Origin of the sequence: Desulfuromusa kysingii, from assembly GCF_900107645.1 — a bacterium.
In the GTDB taxonomy this organism is placed as follows: Bacteria; Desulfobacterota; Desulfuromonadia; order Desulfuromonadales; family Geopsychrobacteraceae; genus Desulfuromusa; species Desulfuromusa kysingii.
In genome coordinates this window covers 38,199-51,701 of sequence record NZ_FNQN01000013.1, presented here as the reverse complement: position 1 = coordinate 51,701, position 13,503 = coordinate 38,199, and the positions used below count along the sequence as shown (strand labels likewise).

17 protein-coding genes are annotated in these 13,503 nt (G+C 47.0%); 11 read left to right on the top strand and 6 right to left on the bottom strand.

The window, feature by feature from the left end; all coding sequences use genetic code 11:
• Window positions 1-13 precede the first annotated feature (13 nt).
• The 3 genes from ylqF to BLU87_RS16180 all read left to right on the top strand — a co-directional run bounded on the left by ylqF (window position 14) and on the right by BLU87_RS16180 (window position 1,833).
• Window positions 14-889 carry a ribosome biogenesis GTPase YlqF gene (gene ylqF, locus BLU87_RS16190; protein WP_092350755.1) on the top strand — a complete coding sequence of 292 codons (876 nt, stop codon included), beginning with the start codon at window positions 14-16 and terminating at the stop codon, window positions 887-889.
• Complete coding sequence (locus BLU87_RS16185) at window positions 873-1,226, top strand: RNA recognition motif domain-containing protein (RefSeq protein WP_092350753.1); 354 nt, start codon at window positions 873-875, stop codon at window positions 1,224-1,226. The genes ylqF and BLU87_RS16185 overlap by 17 nt, the downstream gene beginning before the upstream one ends.
• A 136-nt stretch (window positions 1,227-1,362) precedes the next feature.
• Complete coding sequence (locus BLU87_RS16180; RefSeq protein WP_092350751.1) at window positions 1,363-1,833, top strand: HAD family hydrolase; 471 nt, start codon at window positions 1,363-1,365, stop codon at window positions 1,831-1,833.
• Window positions 1,834-2,085: 252 nt separating this feature from the next.
• Here BLU87_RS16180 and prpB read toward each other — a convergent pair whose 3' ends face one another.
• Together prpB and BLU87_RS16170 are read right to left on the bottom strand one after the other, a co-directional pair.
• Window positions 2,086-2,985 carry a methylisocitrate lyase gene (gene prpB, locus BLU87_RS16175; protein ID WP_092350749.1) on the bottom strand — a complete coding sequence of 300 codons (900 nt, stop codon included), beginning with the start codon at window positions 2,983-2,985 and terminating at the stop codon, window positions 2,086-2,088.
• Window positions 2,986-3,038: 53 nt separating this feature from the next.
• Window positions 3,039-3,716 (bottom strand): GntR family transcriptional regulator, encoded by a 678-nt coding sequence (locus tag BLU87_RS16170; RefSeq protein WP_092350747.1) that lies wholly within the window; start codon window positions 3,714-3,716, stop codon window positions 3,039-3,041.
• Between the two features lie 397 nt (window positions 3,717-4,113).
• On the opposite strand from BLU87_RS16170, the gene BLU87_RS16165 reads away from it, so the two are divergent.
• A complete protein-coding gene (locus BLU87_RS16165) occupies window positions 4,114-4,497 on the top strand; it encodes a hypothetical protein (protein ID WP_092350745.1) in 384 nt (127 codons plus the stop codon).
• Window positions 4,498-4,672: 175 nt separating this feature from the next.
• Here the strand turns inward: BLU87_RS16165 and BLU87_RS16160 are convergent, their stop codons facing one another.
• A complete protein-coding gene (locus tag BLU87_RS16160) occupies window positions 4,673-5,149 on the bottom strand; it encodes a cytochrome c (protein ID WP_092350743.1) in 477 nt (158 codons plus the stop codon).
• 317 nt (window positions 5,150-5,466) lie between these two features.
• Complete coding sequence (locus tag BLU87_RS16155; protein ID WP_092350741.1) at window positions 5,467-5,967, bottom strand: nucleoside 2-deoxyribosyltransferase; 501 nt, start codon at window positions 5,965-5,967, stop codon at window positions 5,467-5,469.
• Window positions 5,968-6,153: 186 nt separating this feature from the next.
• On the opposite strand from BLU87_RS16155, the gene BLU87_RS16150 reads away from it, so the two are divergent.
• The gene (locus BLU87_RS16150; RefSeq protein ID WP_092350739.1) at window positions 6,154-6,756 is read left to right on the top strand and encodes an FMN-dependent NADH-azoreductase; all 603 of its coding nucleotides are present in this window, start codon (window positions 6,154-6,156) and stop codon (window positions 6,754-6,756) included.
• A gap of 42 nt (window positions 6,757-6,798) precedes the next feature.
• Here the strand turns inward: BLU87_RS16150 and BLU87_RS16145 are convergent, their stop codons facing one another.
• Both BLU87_RS16145 and BLU87_RS16140 read right to left on the bottom strand, forming a co-directional pair.
• Complete coding sequence (locus BLU87_RS16145) at window positions 6,799-7,863, bottom strand: sensor histidine kinase (protein ID WP_092350737.1); 1,065 nt, start codon at window positions 7,861-7,863, stop codon at window positions 6,799-6,801.
• Complete coding sequence (locus BLU87_RS16140) at window positions 7,863-8,564, bottom strand: response regulator transcription factor (RefSeq protein ID WP_092350735.1); 702 nt, start codon at window positions 8,562-8,564, stop codon at window positions 7,863-7,865. Before BLU87_RS16140 ends, BLU87_RS16145 begins: the two co-directional genes overlap by 1 nt.
• A 134-nt stretch (window positions 8,565-8,698) precedes the next feature.
• Here BLU87_RS16140 and BLU87_RS16135 point away from each other — a divergent pair, with 134 nt between their 5' ends.
• The 6 genes from BLU87_RS16135 (at window position 8,699) to pncB (ending at window position 13,499) form a co-directional block, all read left to right on the top strand.
• Window positions 8,699-9,463: a porin family protein gene (locus tag BLU87_RS16135; protein ID WP_092350733.1), complete on the top strand. Its 765-nt coding sequence runs from the start codon at window positions 8,699-8,701 to the stop codon at window positions 9,461-9,463.
• Between the two features lie 171 nt (window positions 9,464-9,634).
• On the top strand, window positions 9,635-10,099 hold the full coding sequence (locus BLU87_RS16130; RefSeq protein WP_092350731.1) for a pyridoxamine 5'-phosphate oxidase family protein: 465 nt from the start codon (window positions 9,635-9,637) through the stop codon (window positions 10,097-10,099).
• Between the two features lie 6 nt (window positions 10,100-10,105).
• The gene (locus BLU87_RS16125) at window positions 10,106-11,119 is read left to right on the top strand and encodes a nucleoside recognition domain-containing protein (RefSeq protein WP_092350729.1); all 1,014 of its coding nucleotides are present in this window, start codon (window positions 10,106-10,108) and stop codon (window positions 11,117-11,119) included.
• Window positions 11,113-11,628 carry a dihydrofolate reductase gene (locus BLU87_RS16120; protein ID WP_092350727.1) on the top strand — a complete coding sequence of 172 codons (516 nt, stop codon included), beginning with the start codon at window positions 11,113-11,115 and terminating at the stop codon, window positions 11,626-11,628. Before BLU87_RS16125 ends, BLU87_RS16120 begins: the two co-directional genes overlap by 7 nt.
• A gap of 30 nt (window positions 11,629-11,658) precedes the next feature.
• A complete protein-coding gene (locus BLU87_RS16115; RefSeq protein ID WP_092350725.1) occupies window positions 11,659-12,306 on the top strand; it encodes an isochorismatase family protein in 648 nt (215 codons plus the stop codon).
• A complete protein-coding gene (gene pncB / locus BLU87_RS16110; protein WP_175498435.1) occupies window positions 12,303-13,499 on the top strand; it encodes a nicotinate phosphoribosyltransferase in 1,197 nt (398 codons plus the stop codon). Before BLU87_RS16115 ends, pncB begins: the two co-directional genes overlap by 4 nt.
• Window positions 13,500-13,503 lie beyond the last annotated feature (4 nt).

The following is a 13,503-nucleotide window of genomic DNA, read 5'->3' as shown; positions in this document are numbered from 1 at the left end:
AAAGTGAATAGATATGATTATTGACTGGTATCCGGGGCATATGAAAAAAGCCCGGGCGCAGATTATTGAAATATTGCCCAAGATAGATCTGGTGATTGAAGTTCTCGATGCCAGACTTCCGGTCAGTAGCTCCAACCCGCTTTTGCAGCGGTTGCGCGGTGACAAGCCGTGTATCAAAGTTCTTAATAAAAATGACCTCGCCGACCCGACCGTGACCAAAAGGTGGGTTGAGTTTCTAGAGAAACAACAAGGTGTCAAAGCCATTCCCATCGAAGCGACGAGTCGCCGTGATGCCGGATTGATTCCAAAACTATGTCGTAAGCTCCTTCCCGCCCGCTCTCTGGCGAAGAAGCCGTTAAGGGTTTTGGTGGTGGGGATTCCCAATGTTGGTAAGTCGACGCTGATTAATACCCTGGCCGGGAAAAAAATCGCTCGGGTTGGCGACAAGCCTGCTATCACTACCTGTCCGCAGCAAATTGACTTGCGTAATGGGATTCTCCTCTCGGATACCCCTGGGCTCCTTTGGCCAATTCTGGAAAATCTTGCTGGAGCTGCCAGACTTGCAGCAAGCGGAGCGATTGGTGATAACGCCTATGATACTTTTGAAGTTGGCTTAACCACAGCGCAATATCTGGCAGAAAAGTATCCTGCTTTGTTGATGAAGCGCTATAAATTATCGGAATTACCAAAAACGTCTCTGGCAATTGTTGAAGAAGTCGGTCGCCGCCGCGGGTGTTTGATCAAGGGCGGTGGCGTCGATCAGCATCGGGCCGCAGAGTTACTGTTACGTGAACTCAGAGCCGGGAGTTTGGGGCAAATTTCTCTGGAGCGGCCTGAAGAAGCTCCTGGAGCCTTTGAAAAGGGAATAACCAATGAAACCCAAAGCTAAGATTAAAGATATATTTGTTGCTGATATTTCCTTTGAGGCAACGGAAGAAGATCTCCACAAGCTATTTTCGGTCTGTGGTACGGTCCGTTCCATCCACATGCTCACGGATCCGAAAAACGGTAACTTTAAAGGGATCGCGTTTATCCGGATGGCGACTGAGGCTGAAAACAGAGACGCAATCAACATGCTGGACGGCACTCGACTGATTGATCGTTGCATTAATGTGAGTGCCGCGAAGTCAAAAGAAGAGATGAACGCTGATTCTGATGTTGTCGAAATCCCTGAAAGACGCAGTCGCCGAAAAAGAGTCCCGAAAGGACGGAAAAAGGTCCGTTAATCCCTTTTGGTGCTCTCCAGAAAAACGGCTTTAGTGGATCTCTGCTGTCGCCGTGGTTTAGCCTTTGGATCTTTCGGGGAGTGACTCTATTCGCCACTGTATCTCATGGGGCTCAGGCTGCGGGAGGAACAAGTCGATGTTGCAAATTACTGTCCCCGGTTGCGGGGAGTTGAAGTTCAATGATCTGGTGCTTGATTTTAATGGGACCCTTGCCTGTGATGGTTTGTTGATTCCGGGGGTTCAGGAGCGGTTACTGCAACTGGCCGAAAAGCTCAAAATTCATCTTATTACCGCAGATACATTCGGCAGTGTTGAGCAGGAAGTGACCGCGATTCCCTGTGAATTGGCGGTGATCTCTACAACGGCTCAAGCGAAAGAGAAACTGGACTATATTAACACTCTTGGTGCTGAAACTGCCGTTGCAGTCGGGAATGGCCGCAACGATCAGTTGATGTTGAAAGCTGCAAAATTGAGTATGGTTATTGCTCAAACAGAAGGAGCTTCAATGGCGGCGGTTCTAGCTGCAGATATCCTGGTGCCCGACATTCGAGCAGCTCTCGATTTGTTACTGAAACCTCAACGTCTGATCGCAACGCTGCGGACCTGATGGTTGCAGAAAAAAGCTCTGCCATCCAAAATACGCCGAAAGTGTAACCCCGAAAACTTGATCTGACCGTCTTGGTCGGATTTTCTCCAACCTACAACTCCGATGCATACATATATTTACCGATGATAAACGATGATTTCCAACGCTTATGCTGTAGCAGAGAAAATTGCGACTGCTACAGCATAAAGATCATCAGTTGGAGGGCGTTGGTTCAATATGTTGCTGTAAGATCGGTAAAGAGAATTGTCAACGTTACTTGTAACTGCTTTTGAGGATGGCGCTGTCAAGTGCTTCATACCCCTCATAGTCAAGAACCTGATAGAGGCGTTTACGTGTCAGCATCTTTTCGAGTTGTGGTTTTGCTGTGCCATTTTCGAAAAGTTGATTGTAGAAGGTTTCCATAGCACCGGCGGCAATTCGCAGTGATGACACGGGCCAGATGAGCATTTTGTATCCCAGCTGCTCAAATTCATCAGCAGTAAGGTAGGGAGTTTGTCCAAATTCTGTCATGTTTGCCAGAAGCGGGCAGTCCAGCGCGTTCGCAACAGTTTGGAACTCTTCGATAGACGTTAATGCTTCTGGAAAAATTGCATCGGCTCCGGCATCGAGATAGCGTTTTGATCGATTGATTAGACCTTCCAGCCCTTCTGAAGCAAAGGAGTCCGTTCGAGCGATGATTTTCAAGTGCGTTCTGGCCTTGACAGCGGCAGCGATCTTTTCAGCCATGGCTTCTGCCGGAATGAGACATTTATCACTTAAGTGGCCGCACTTTTTCGGTAAAACCTGGTCCTCAATGTGGACTGCTGCCGCCCCTGATGTTTCTAATTCTCGAACGAGGCGCATGACGTTAAGCGCTTCACCATATCCAGTGTCACCGTCGACAATAATGGGCAGGTTGGTTGCTCGGGCAATGGTCTTAACGAATCCGCAGAGCTCTTCAATGGTCATGATTCCTAGATCCGCAAGTCCCATGCTCGCAGAAATAGCTCCTCCTGAAAGATACAAAGCTTCAAATCCAGCTTCACGGGCTAATAGCCCTGCAAGAGCATTGTGGGCGCCGGGAATCTTTAAAATACCATCACGTTGGAGAAGTTGATCAAGCCGTTCTCCTGGGAGTACTTCTATTGCATTGTTACCTTCAAGCCAATTCATAATTACCTCTTTACTTTAGTGAGTTTTGTGATTGTTTATAGCTGCGCCTATTTTTATTTGATGGTCGTTGGGTTTGCCAATAAGAAAGACTCTAGAACCTTTCGTGCCGCTGCAATATGCCTTCGCATCATCAGTTCCGCCAACTCTCCGTCGTTCTCTTCTATTGCTTCCAGGATGCGTCGATGTTCTTTGAGGGCGCGAACCCCCCTTCCAGGAGTATTGCAATGTTGTTTTCGGCACAGCCGTATGCGCTGATATAATTCATCGCATAAAAGACTGGATAAAATTGGATTTCCACAGCGTTTGGCGATCAGGTAGTGAAAGTCCCAATCACCAGGGTCTTGATCATAAGGACTGTCTGGTTGATTCATGAGTTGTTTTTCGTGTTCGTGAAAAACAGTACGTAAGATGGTTTTGTCATCCAGAGACATTGACTCTGCCGCTAATTTAGCCGTCATCCCTTCCATTGCTTCTCGAGCTTGAAACAGATGGATGTAGTCTTTGACACTGTATGTGGCAACGCGTGCACCAATATTTGGATGAAAACTAACCAGTCCACGTTCTTCTAGGCGCCGCAAACCCTCACGAATTGGTCCACGGCTTGTTCCGAACCTCTTCGCTAGCATCGCTTCACTGAGTTTTTGTCCCGGCTCAATATGGCCTTCGGCGATATCCAAACTTAATTGTTCAACAATCCCTGGTGTCAGAGTCGTGCGACCACTTTGTTTCATTATGAAATCAAAACCTCTTTATTGTTAACAATATTAATAGGCAATAGCTTTTTTTAGCCTTTAAACATCATATATAATGCAAATTATTCTTTGCAAGAAAAAAATAAGATTAGATTGTTGACAATTATGCCTCGTGTCATGACTTCTAAAACCCGCAAACATTTTCCGTACTTGGTTTCAAAGCAGTGGTTCCATTCTGGCGGTGTTACCCGGGAATGGGTGTCGAAACTTCCTTTCTCTTATTCCTGTGTACCGTTATTTTATGCGCGGAGGGGAGGACAACAACTAGCGGTTATTTTGATCTCAAATATAGAAATTAAGATGATATCATGGCATTTTTAGAAATAGATAAGATGTCCCCGAAATCTACATCAATTTATAAGGAGTATAAAAAATCATGAAAAGTATCGTTATTCTGTTGTTTTTGTTGTTTCCAGTTGTTGCTGCTGCGCAGGACCAACCCGATATGGGAAAGATGATGGAGGCATTGCAGGAGATGCAGCAATGTATGGCAACGGTTGATCAAGAGGAACTGAGAATATTTGAGCAAGAAGCAGAGGAAATGGAAGCCATGCTCCAATCTCTTTGTCAGCAGGGAAAAAGAGATCAAGCACAGAAAGAAGCGATCAAGTTTGGTAAAAAAACGATGAAAAATCCAACCCTGATAAAAATGCAAAAGTGTGGCGAGATGGCACAAGGGTTTGTTCCAGAAGGGGCGATTGAGGGGATGAATGACAGCTTCGACCCTTCTAAAAACCATGTCTGTGACGATTTTGACTGAAGGCCTTTTCTCTCTGGATCGGGGAGAGAATCTGCCGACTTCCGACGAGCAGAGAAACCAAAGCCGCTGCTATTTCAAGCAGCGGCTTTGGAATCAGAGCCGATTGCGTTACATCAACATTCAGAGTGGCCTTTTAGGAGGTAAGTCACAAGGATGTCTCTGTAAGGACAGTGACTTAAATCTTACTCCTGTAAGTAGCATGGCAACCCTTACAGGATGCAAGAAGTTTGTCAGCCTGTGCTTGCGTAGCTGCAATATCGTTGCTCTGTGAAAATTCAGCCAATGCCATAGCTTGAGAAAAGGTGTCCTGGCTCGCTTGGACATATCCGGACATTGAACCGCCAATATATTTAAACTCTGAGCCCTCGATGGGATAGACTTCTGCATAAGTATTCTCATATAGCGGTGGCATCGATACCGCCAAAGAGGCAATAGAGTGGGCATTGAGGGTTATGCCATCAGTCGTTCCAGCCTTCAACTTTTCTTTAATCGCCAAAAAATTGGCCATCATGACATTCTTTACACATTTGCGCGCCAACACGACCTGGATCGGTTTATCATTCGGACCGATGGCTGCGAGTTCAGCAAGTGCTGAGCCTGCAAAGAAGAACATTGTTACGACAATTAATGCTTTGGCCAGATTCTTTTTCATGATGTTACCTTCCTTAATCAAATGATCGACACCGTATCAAAATGATACCGTTAGTTAAAGACCACTGAGTTCTGAACTCAATGGTCTGGGCTTCTCTATTGTGTGTGCTTAGTGAGGTTTATCCCAAGCAAATATATATCTGCCATGTCTCTATTGCATGAATATGTACAGATTGTTAAGAAGTGTGAAGCAGGATGATATCAGGGGAGGTTTTTAAAATTAGAATCTAGTCGAGGAGACTGGGAATACCTGATTTAGACTACGTTTCTTGAGGAATAAACAAAGAATGATATCTTCGGAATTGGATTTTCCCCAGTTCAATCAGTTTGATGTTGTTTTTTTATATAAGCCAGGCATGAAGCGGCATCAACCGCTACCACCTGATCAATCATCATGAGATTGTGCGAGAGTTTAAAATCTTCAATAATTTTGCCATCCTGACAGCGTGTTGCGGTGGCATCCAGACGTTGTTTCTCTCTGATTCTGGTGATCATCTCACGGCAATCGGCGGCGTAACAGTACACCTCTTTTCCTAGTGCTGTCGCAAAGCCCACTTCAAAAACTGTCCCGGAATCAGGTTCTATCCCGCGGAAAGGGTTCAAATTCGCCATTACAATATCAGCAGATTGGATAAGGTTTATATTAGCCGCACGGATAGCTCTGGCAATAGCCTGAGGGCTCCCTTGAGTTGAAATAACGTTATCGAGAGGAAACAAGCCACAAAAGCCATATTCAGCGACGAGTTGTTTTAGTTTTTCTCCAACACGGATCGCATCGGGCTCGAAGACATCTGGGCCCGCAAGATAGATTTTCTGCATAAGAGATCCCCATTCAGTCATGATGCAGTCGTTGCTGAGGGTCATTTTTGTTTTTTGAGATATTTTTCTTGCCCAGACACTCTTATTTGAACGACATAGTGTTATTGTACTTTATCTTGTGTGTTGCGCGTTGACAACGTTAGTGTTTATTTCCTTGTTGTTTAAAAATAGGATAATGGAGATCTTATGAAAAATATTCTTGTTTTTAATAGTAGTGTCTTAGCGGAGAACTCTGTCTCAAGAGTTCTTGTTGCTAAAACTGTTGCCGCACTGCTGGTCAAAAATCCCGGAGCGCAAATCATTGAACACGACCTTGGTTGTGATCCCATACCCCATCTTGATACCGCAACCGTCGCTGGCATCCGCGGAGTCCCGGAATCAGAAGCCGAAGATGCCGCCCGGGCCCGTTCTGACGAACTGGTTGCAGAGCTGCAGGCGGCAGACGTCTTGGTTGTTGGTTCACCGATGTATAACTTCAGTATCCCCACAGGGTTACGTTCATGGTTTGACTATGTGTTGCGTCCCGGAGTGACATTTCAGTACACAGCTTCAGGTCCGCAAGGTTTATTGGCGGATAAACGGGTTATTGTGATTGAGTCAAGGGGAGGTTTCTATTCTGCAGGTCCAGCCCAGTCGCGAGATTTTCAGGAACCCTACCTACGGGCCCTCTTCGCTTTTATGGGCTTGCAGGATTTGACTTTCATCCGTGCTGAAAAAATTGGTTCAGGTGCCGAAGCAAGGGCCGCTGCAATTGAAAATGCTGAGAAGACGATCACTTCTGTGGTTTAAGACGTCCAAGATCTTAAAGAAATGGCAACGGCGCAGGCAACTCTAAGCGGGGAGCTGTAACCATATTTTGGTCAATCCATTTTTGCTTTCTGCCCCGACTTTCCCGCCATGGGCTTCAACGAGCTGCTTCACGATTGCGAGTCCGATACCTGCACCGCCGTGATCACGGGAGCGGGATCGATCGACACGGAAGAAACGTTCAAAGATGTATGGCAGGTCAGCGGCTGCGATCCCGGTTCCCGTATTGCTGATAGAAATCTCGACCATATCCTGGATGCGGTGAGCGGCAATGATGATGGTTCCTGCTTTGGGGGCATAGCGCAGTGCATTTTCCACCAGATTTCGCAGCGCTTGTAATAGTTTATCGGGATCGGCAGCGATGCGTATGTCTCGGGGTTCTAGGTTGACTTGGACGGCGATTTGTTGGCCCTTGAGTCGCAATTCAAACAGTGACAGCAGTTGTGTCATCAGAATGTCAACTTGTAGCTTCTGCCGTTTCAAAAAGGCCTGAGCCGATTCAGCTTTAGAGAGCTGTTGCAAGTCATCGACAAGGTTGACCAGGCGCAGAATTTCATTTTCCAGCATGCGAAACGTTTCAATGGATGGTGGTACAACCGCGTCGCTCAGAGCTTCAAGATAGCCACGTAAGTTTGTCAGCGGCGTTCTTAGTTCATGGGCGACGTCTGTGACCATATTCTTGCGTAACTGTTCCAGTTGTTCAAGGCTATTGGCCATCTGGTTAAAGGCAGAGCCCAGCTGACCAACCTCATCGCGGGAGACAACTTCTACCCGATTGGCAAAATGACCTGAGGCCAGCTCTTTGGAGATTTGAGTCATCTGTAACAGAGGGCGTAGGACCCGCTTGGTCATCAGATAACTGAGTAATAATGCCAGAACCATGGCAACCAGGGCGGCCCAGAGGAGGTAGCGATGGACGGCCTCAATAAACATGCGGTTGCTGTCATGCGGTTCAATAGCGTAATTCTCCATCAGATTCATGAAGTAGGTCGCGGCTAAATTATCGATGGCGAGCCAGACCACCAGAATTGTCACGATGATGACCGGAACAATATTTAACAACAGTTTCCAGAGCAGGTATCTTTTCATTATTGAGAACCTGTATCAGCGAAACAGTAGCCAAAGCCACGAACGGTTTCTATGTAGGTAGGATTACCGGGATCGGCTTCAATTTTTTGCCGTAACTTATTGATATGGACATCAATGACCCGTTCAATCACTGCCTCTTCTTGTTGATAAAGGTTTTTCAATAATTCTGCCCGACTGAAGACCCGGCCCGGTGACGCCATCAGGGTGTAGAGAAGTTTATATTCCGAGGTGGTCAGATTGATGATTTTTTTTCCCAAGCTGACTTTGTGTTTCTCTGGATCCAATAGTAATTGCTGCCATTGCAGTACCTTGGGCGCCGGTGTAGGCGGATGAGTCCGCCTTAGAATGGCTTTGACCCTTTTAACGAGTTCTCTCGGACTGAAAGGTTTGACGACGTAATCATCGGCACCGAGTGAAAATCCCAGCACCCGATCAATCTCCTCTTCACGAGCGGTCAACATCAAGATCGGGATATTTGATTCGTTGCGGAGATGACGGCAAATTTCCAGTCCATCAATCCCCGGTAACATCAGATCAAGGATGACCAGAGCGGGATTATCCTTTCTGGCAACCTGCAGTCCTGTCACCCCATCATTCTCAATCAGGGTGGCATAACCCTCTTTCTGTAGATAGGTGGCAACGAGGGTGGCAGTATTCTTATCGTCTTCGATAACGAGAATTTTTTGCATGCTTTCGCTCATATCTGTCTCCCGCGTCAATGGTTCTTCTTATCATAACAGGATTGAAAGTTGCGAGCTGAATAGAAATACTGACTTTCAATTTAATGTTTGTTACTCTTCCGCAGGGATCAAACAAAAATCCAAAGGAGATGATCATGTTCAATAAATGGAAAGTTTTACCTTGGTGTGCCATTTTTCTGCTGTTGTCTACAACGACCTTTGCTGATGAATTTCTCTCTTTAAAGGGGGGATATCAACTGCTGAGCCCGGAAGGGTCGATCGCCGGGAATGTCAATGGTGTCGGAACTCAACTGGATTTGGAAAGAGATCTGGATCTGGAGGACAGTGAAGATATCACCGCCGAAGTTGCCTTGAAATGGGGAGACTCTCAGCTCTCATTCAATTATCTTCCGATCAGTTTTTCTGGCACGGGAACCTTGACCGTCGCTGGTGAATTTAACGGTGTCTCCTTCAGTGTGAATGATACGGCAAAGTCAGATCTGAATATTGATCTCTATGATATTGGTTACACGTATTATCTGCTTAACTTTGACGATCTCCCCACCCGCTTCCAATTGGGGTTGGAGTTGGCGGTTAAGGTTGCTGATGTCGATGTCATGTTTGACGCTGAAAGCTTTTCTGAACCGGAGTCGGAGTCAGGCACGGTGCCAATCCCGACCCTTGGCGTACGTACTCGGATTGCACTGGCGGATTACTTCGGGGTGATCGGACGGGTCGGTTACATGGAATTTGATGATAATCACTTTCTTGATGCCGAAGCGCAGCTGGAGTTTTCACCGGTGCCAATGGTTGGAATCTATGCTGGATACCGCTATTTTGATTTGCAAATCGACGAAGATGATATCTATGTGGAAACGCAATTTTCTGGGCCTTTTGCCGGGGTGATGATCCGTTTCTAAATCATCAGTTAATAGATTGATCCTGACAAGACAGCATCAACACATAGAAACAGCCCATCTACAAAAACAGGATGGGCTTTTTCTTGTCTTTTGCAGGTGTTTTTAGGTAGTTTCAGATATTAAACAGGTTTATATCATATTCACCTCTTATGATGTCGTTGGAGATGGTTTATGCGCCGTAGCGATAAAGCAGTGATTGATCAGGACACCATTGAAAAAATTTTACGCACAGGAAGAACTTGTCAACTGGCTTTTTCTGCTGAACCGGTTCCGTATCAGGTGACCTTGAACTATAGCTATCATGAAGGATCGCTCTACTTCCACGCCGCTCGGGAAGGGCGTAAAATTGATCTGATCAGAAAACATGGCCAGTCAGCATTCACCATAGTCCTTGACCTAGGACTGATTACTGGAGACAGAGCTTGTGACTGGACGGTCAGGTTTCAATCTGTGGTTGGACATGGTCAGATCACTCTGTTTGAAAGTTTTGCAGAGAAGCGTCATGCGCTGGATCTGTTTATGGCACAATACAGCGATGCAGCTTTCAATTATCCTGATGAAATGATTCAAGCAACAGCTGTTTTCAAGCTTGAAATCGAGGCCATGACAGTTAAGCAGTCGCGGGTTGAAGGATGATTCATCATGTCTTTTACCGGTAATTTCAGCCAATTCAAAAAATCGCTGGTTGAACTGTTCTTCGCGGCGTTGCATGCCAGTGGAGAATTATTCAAAATTATTGTCCCTATCAGCATTGTGACCCGATTTCTTCAGCAATGGGGAATTGTTGATCAACTGGGGGTGTTGCTGGGACCGGTGATGGAGTTGGTCGGGTTGCCTGGACAACTTGGATTGGTCTGGGCCACCGCTATGGTCACCAGTATATATGGTGGTATGGTGGTCTTTGCCTCGGTGGCTCCGGGATTGGAACTCACTGTCGCCCAGGTGACAGTTCTGGGGAGTATGATTCTGGTCGCTCACGGCTTGCCGGTTGAATTGCGGATCGCGCAAAAAGCGGGAACCCGATTCCGGGTGATGGCGGTGATCCGTATCGGTGGTGCGCTGTTGCTGGGCTGGATTCTGCATCTGACTTATCAGTTGAGTGGAACTTTGCAGCAAGCTAATCATGCCCTCTGGAATCCTGAGTTAGTGGCGCCCAACTGGAGTGCCTGGGCGATTGCAGAATTGCGTAACATGGTGATGATTTTTATCATAATTCTGGCCTTGATGACATTTTTACGGGTGTTGAAATTGCTCGGAATCAGTGATCTGATGACGCGCCTGCTGGAACCGGTATTGACAGTGTTGGGAATGGGGCGTGAAGCGGCCCCGATTACCATTATCGGCATGACCCTTGGTTTGAGTTACGGTGGTGGACTGATTATCCAAGAAGCACAATCGGGACACCTAAGTCCGCGTGATATATTCTCTTCGGTCGCCCTTATGGGGCTCTGCCACAGTATTTTTGAAGATACCCTGCTATTGATGGTGCTGGGGGCGCATATCTCTGGGGCCTTATGGGGGCGCTTACTGTTTTCACTGCTCGTCGTGTTTCTGCTGGCTCGTCTGGTCAAGGTGCTGCCCCCTTCTATTTTTGACCGTTACCTGATGCGGCGTACAAAAACAGACCTCTCAGCGACAGGGGTGGGCTGTTGTTGATCTCCATTATTGTTGCCATGGGGAAAAACCGGGTGATTGGCAAGGGCGGGCAGCTCCCTTGGCATCTTCCCGATGACCTGCAGCGCTTCAAGAGATTAACCATGGGGCAGACTTTACTCATGGGACGGCGGACGTTTGAATCCATTGGTCAACCGCTACCGGGACGGCAAACGATTATTTTAAGCCGTGACCCAGATTATAATGTGTCGGGTTGTGATGTGGCGACCACAATAGCAGCCGCTCTGCAGCTTGCAAAATCAGCTGAGGAGCTCTTTATTTGTGGTGGAGCTGAGATTTATCAGCAGACATTGGTGATGGCAGAACGGATTTATCTGACAGAACTCGACATTGCACCGGATGGAGATGCTTTTTTCCCTGAAATAGCTGACGGTGTTTTTAGGTCTATTTATACCAAGCAAATCAGCGCTACTTTGGACTACCGATTTACGATTTTACAACGCTCTCAAAGTTTACAGGTACTTTCGTCAGATACACAACATAAGCTCTGAAAATAGAGGGATATCCTGAGTGAGAAGATTATGATTGAGGTCGATAAGGATAAGACTGCGAGTTTTGATGTCGATCCACAACGTGGATTTACACCCTTATGTCCCGCTGAGTTGCCGGTTGCCCAAGGTGATGAAATCGCGGATGAACTGAATGCTCAAGCCCGATTTGCCCGCTTGCGTCTGGTGAGTAAGGATTGTCACCCGCTCGAAGCTCCGTGGGTGGCGCACTCAGCGGCTGAAGTGATGCAACCGGTTGCGGGGGACTATCCGAATCTGGATATCAAGTGGCCTCCCCACTGTGTCGTGGGAACGGAAGGGAACCGGCTGATTCCTGGCCTTCCTGATGAGGCTGTTTATGATCTGGTCGTTGAAAAAGGTAAAGACCCTTTGATGCACCCCTACGGCGCTTGTTTTCAGGACCTGCAAGAGAGGATCAGCACCGGAGCGATTGAGTGGCTGCAGACACAGGGAATTAACACCCTGTTGCTGGGCGGGCTGGCGACAGACTACTGTGTCAAGACCACAGGGTTACAACTTTTGCAAGCCGGGTTCCGGGTGATTCTTAACCGAGCTGCTTGTCGTGGCGTTGCCACTGCGACCAGTGAGCAAGGCTTGGAAGAATTACGTCAGGCAGGGGCTGAATTTGTCAATTCCAGTCATGATCTGGTTTTGTTATGAGTTCGGCTGCTCAGAACGATCTGTTAATCGACAGTCTGCTGGATACTGATCTGTATAAGATCACTATGTTACAGGCTTTTTACCATGCCTCTGAATTTCGTACTGTAGATGTCGAGTGGAAGTTTGCATGTCGAGATTTGAAAGGTTATAACCTTGCCGATTTGATTCCAGAAATCATGCGTCAGCTGGAACATCTCTGTGATCTCTCTTTCACTGACGACGAACTGAAATATTTGGCAACTTTCCCCTTTATTAAAGTTGATCTGATTGAGTTTTTACGGATTTTCCGTCTCGATATGCGCTTTGTGGAACTCCGTCCCGCTGGAGATGACATTGAGCTCCGTTTTCGTGGACCACTGATTCATGTCACCCTGTTTGAAATTTATGCCCTTGCCATAATCAGTGAACTCCATACTTTTAAGCACTGTGGTGGCTTTGAGTTGGCCACCGCACAACAGAATCTGACAGAGAAAATTGATCTATTAAAGCGGCAAGGGGACACGTCCGGGTTCTCCTTTGCTGACTTCGGTACCCGACGGCGTGCCAGTAAGAACTGGCAGAAACAGGTGTTGCTACGATTACAGCAAGAGCTGCCGAAATGTTTTTCAGGAACCAGCAATCTCCATTTTGCCCGTACTTTAGGGATGATGCCTATCGGCACGATGGCGCACGAATGGTTCCAGAGTTGGCAGGCGATAACTCGTCTGGCCGATGCGCAGAAAGCGGCCCTTGAAGGCTGGGTGCGTGAATATCGGGGGCGTTTGGGCATTGCGCTGACGGATTGTTACTCGATGGATGCTTTTATCCGCGATTTTTCTGATCCCTACTTCATCAAGCTCTATGATGGTCTGCGGCATGATAGTGGTTCCCCGTATGAATGGGGAGAAAAAGCCATCTCCATGTATCAACAGATGGGTATCGACCCACTGACCAAAACGCTGGTATTCAGTGATGGCTTGGATTTCCCGACGATGCTTGAAATCTATGCTTATTTCAAGGGGAAAGCGCGCATATCCTTTGGTATCGGCACCAACCTCACCAATGATGTTGGTATTCCGTCTCTTGATATGGTGATCAAACTGGTTGCAGTAAACGGCAAGCCGGTGGCTAAAATTTCTGATGAGCCAGGGAAGAGCATGTGTGAAGATGCAGAATATTTACGCTACCTGTCGAGCGTTTATGAGATCAAATAGGAAT

Bases quoted from the DNA above. Each gene is read 5' to 3' on its own strand.
- pncB (WP_175498435.1), top strand. From the start codon at position 12,303: ATGAGTTCGGCTGCTCAGAACGATCTGTTAATCGACAGTCTGCTGGAT.
- BLU87_RS16160 (WP_092350743.1), bottom strand. From the start codon at position 5,149: ATGAAAAAGAATCTGGCCAAAGCATTAATTGTCGTAACAATGTTCTTC.
- BLU87_RS16135 (WP_092350733.1), top strand. From the start codon at position 8,699: ATGTTCAATAAATGGAAAGTTTTACCTTGGTGTGCCATTTTTCTGCTG.
- prpB (WP_092350749.1), bottom strand. From the start codon at position 2,985: ATGAATTGGCTTGAAGGTAACAATGCAATAGAAGTACTCCCAGGAGAA.
- BLU87_RS16155 (WP_092350741.1), bottom strand. From the start codon at position 5,967: ATGCAGAAAATCTATCTTGCGGGCCCAGATGTCTTCGAGCCCGATGCG.
- BLU87_RS16130 (WP_092350731.1), top strand. From the start codon at position 9,635: ATGCGCCGTAGCGATAAAGCAGTGATTGATCAGGACACCATTGAAAAA.
- BLU87_RS16150 (WP_092350739.1), top strand. From the start codon at position 6,154: ATGAAAAATATTCTTGTTTTTAATAGTAGTGTCTTAGCGGAGAACTCT.
- ylqF (WP_092350755.1), top strand. From the start codon at position 14: ATGATTATTGACTGGTATCCGGGGCATATGAAAAAAGCCCGGGCGCAG.
- BLU87_RS16180 (WP_092350751.1), top strand. From the start codon at position 1,363: ATGTTGCAAATTACTGTCCCCGGTTGCGGGGAGTTGAAGTTCAATGAT.
- BLU87_RS16185 (WP_092350753.1), top strand. From the start codon at position 873: ATGAAACCCAAAGCTAAGATTAAAGATATATTTGTTGCTGATATTTCC.
- BLU87_RS16115 (WP_092350725.1), top strand. From the start codon at position 11,659: ATGATTGAGGTCGATAAGGATAAGACTGCGAGTTTTGATGTCGATCCA.
- BLU87_RS16165 (WP_092350745.1), top strand. From the start codon at position 4,114: ATGAAAAGTATCGTTATTCTGTTGTTTTTGTTGTTTCCAGTTGTTGCT.
- BLU87_RS16140 (WP_092350735.1), bottom strand. From the start codon at position 8,564: ATGAGCGAAAGCATGCAAAAAATTCTCGTTATCGAAGACGATAAGAAT.
- BLU87_RS16170 (WP_092350747.1), bottom strand. From the start codon at position 3,716: ATGAAACAAAGTGGTCGCACGACTCTGACACCAGGGATTGTTGAACAA.
- BLU87_RS16125 (WP_092350729.1), top strand. From the start codon at position 10,106: ATGTCTTTTACCGGTAATTTCAGCCAATTCAAAAAATCGCTGGTTGAA.
- BLU87_RS16145 (WP_092350737.1), bottom strand. From the start codon at position 7,863: ATGAAAAGATACCTGCTCTGGAAACTGTTGTTAAATATTGTTCCGGTC.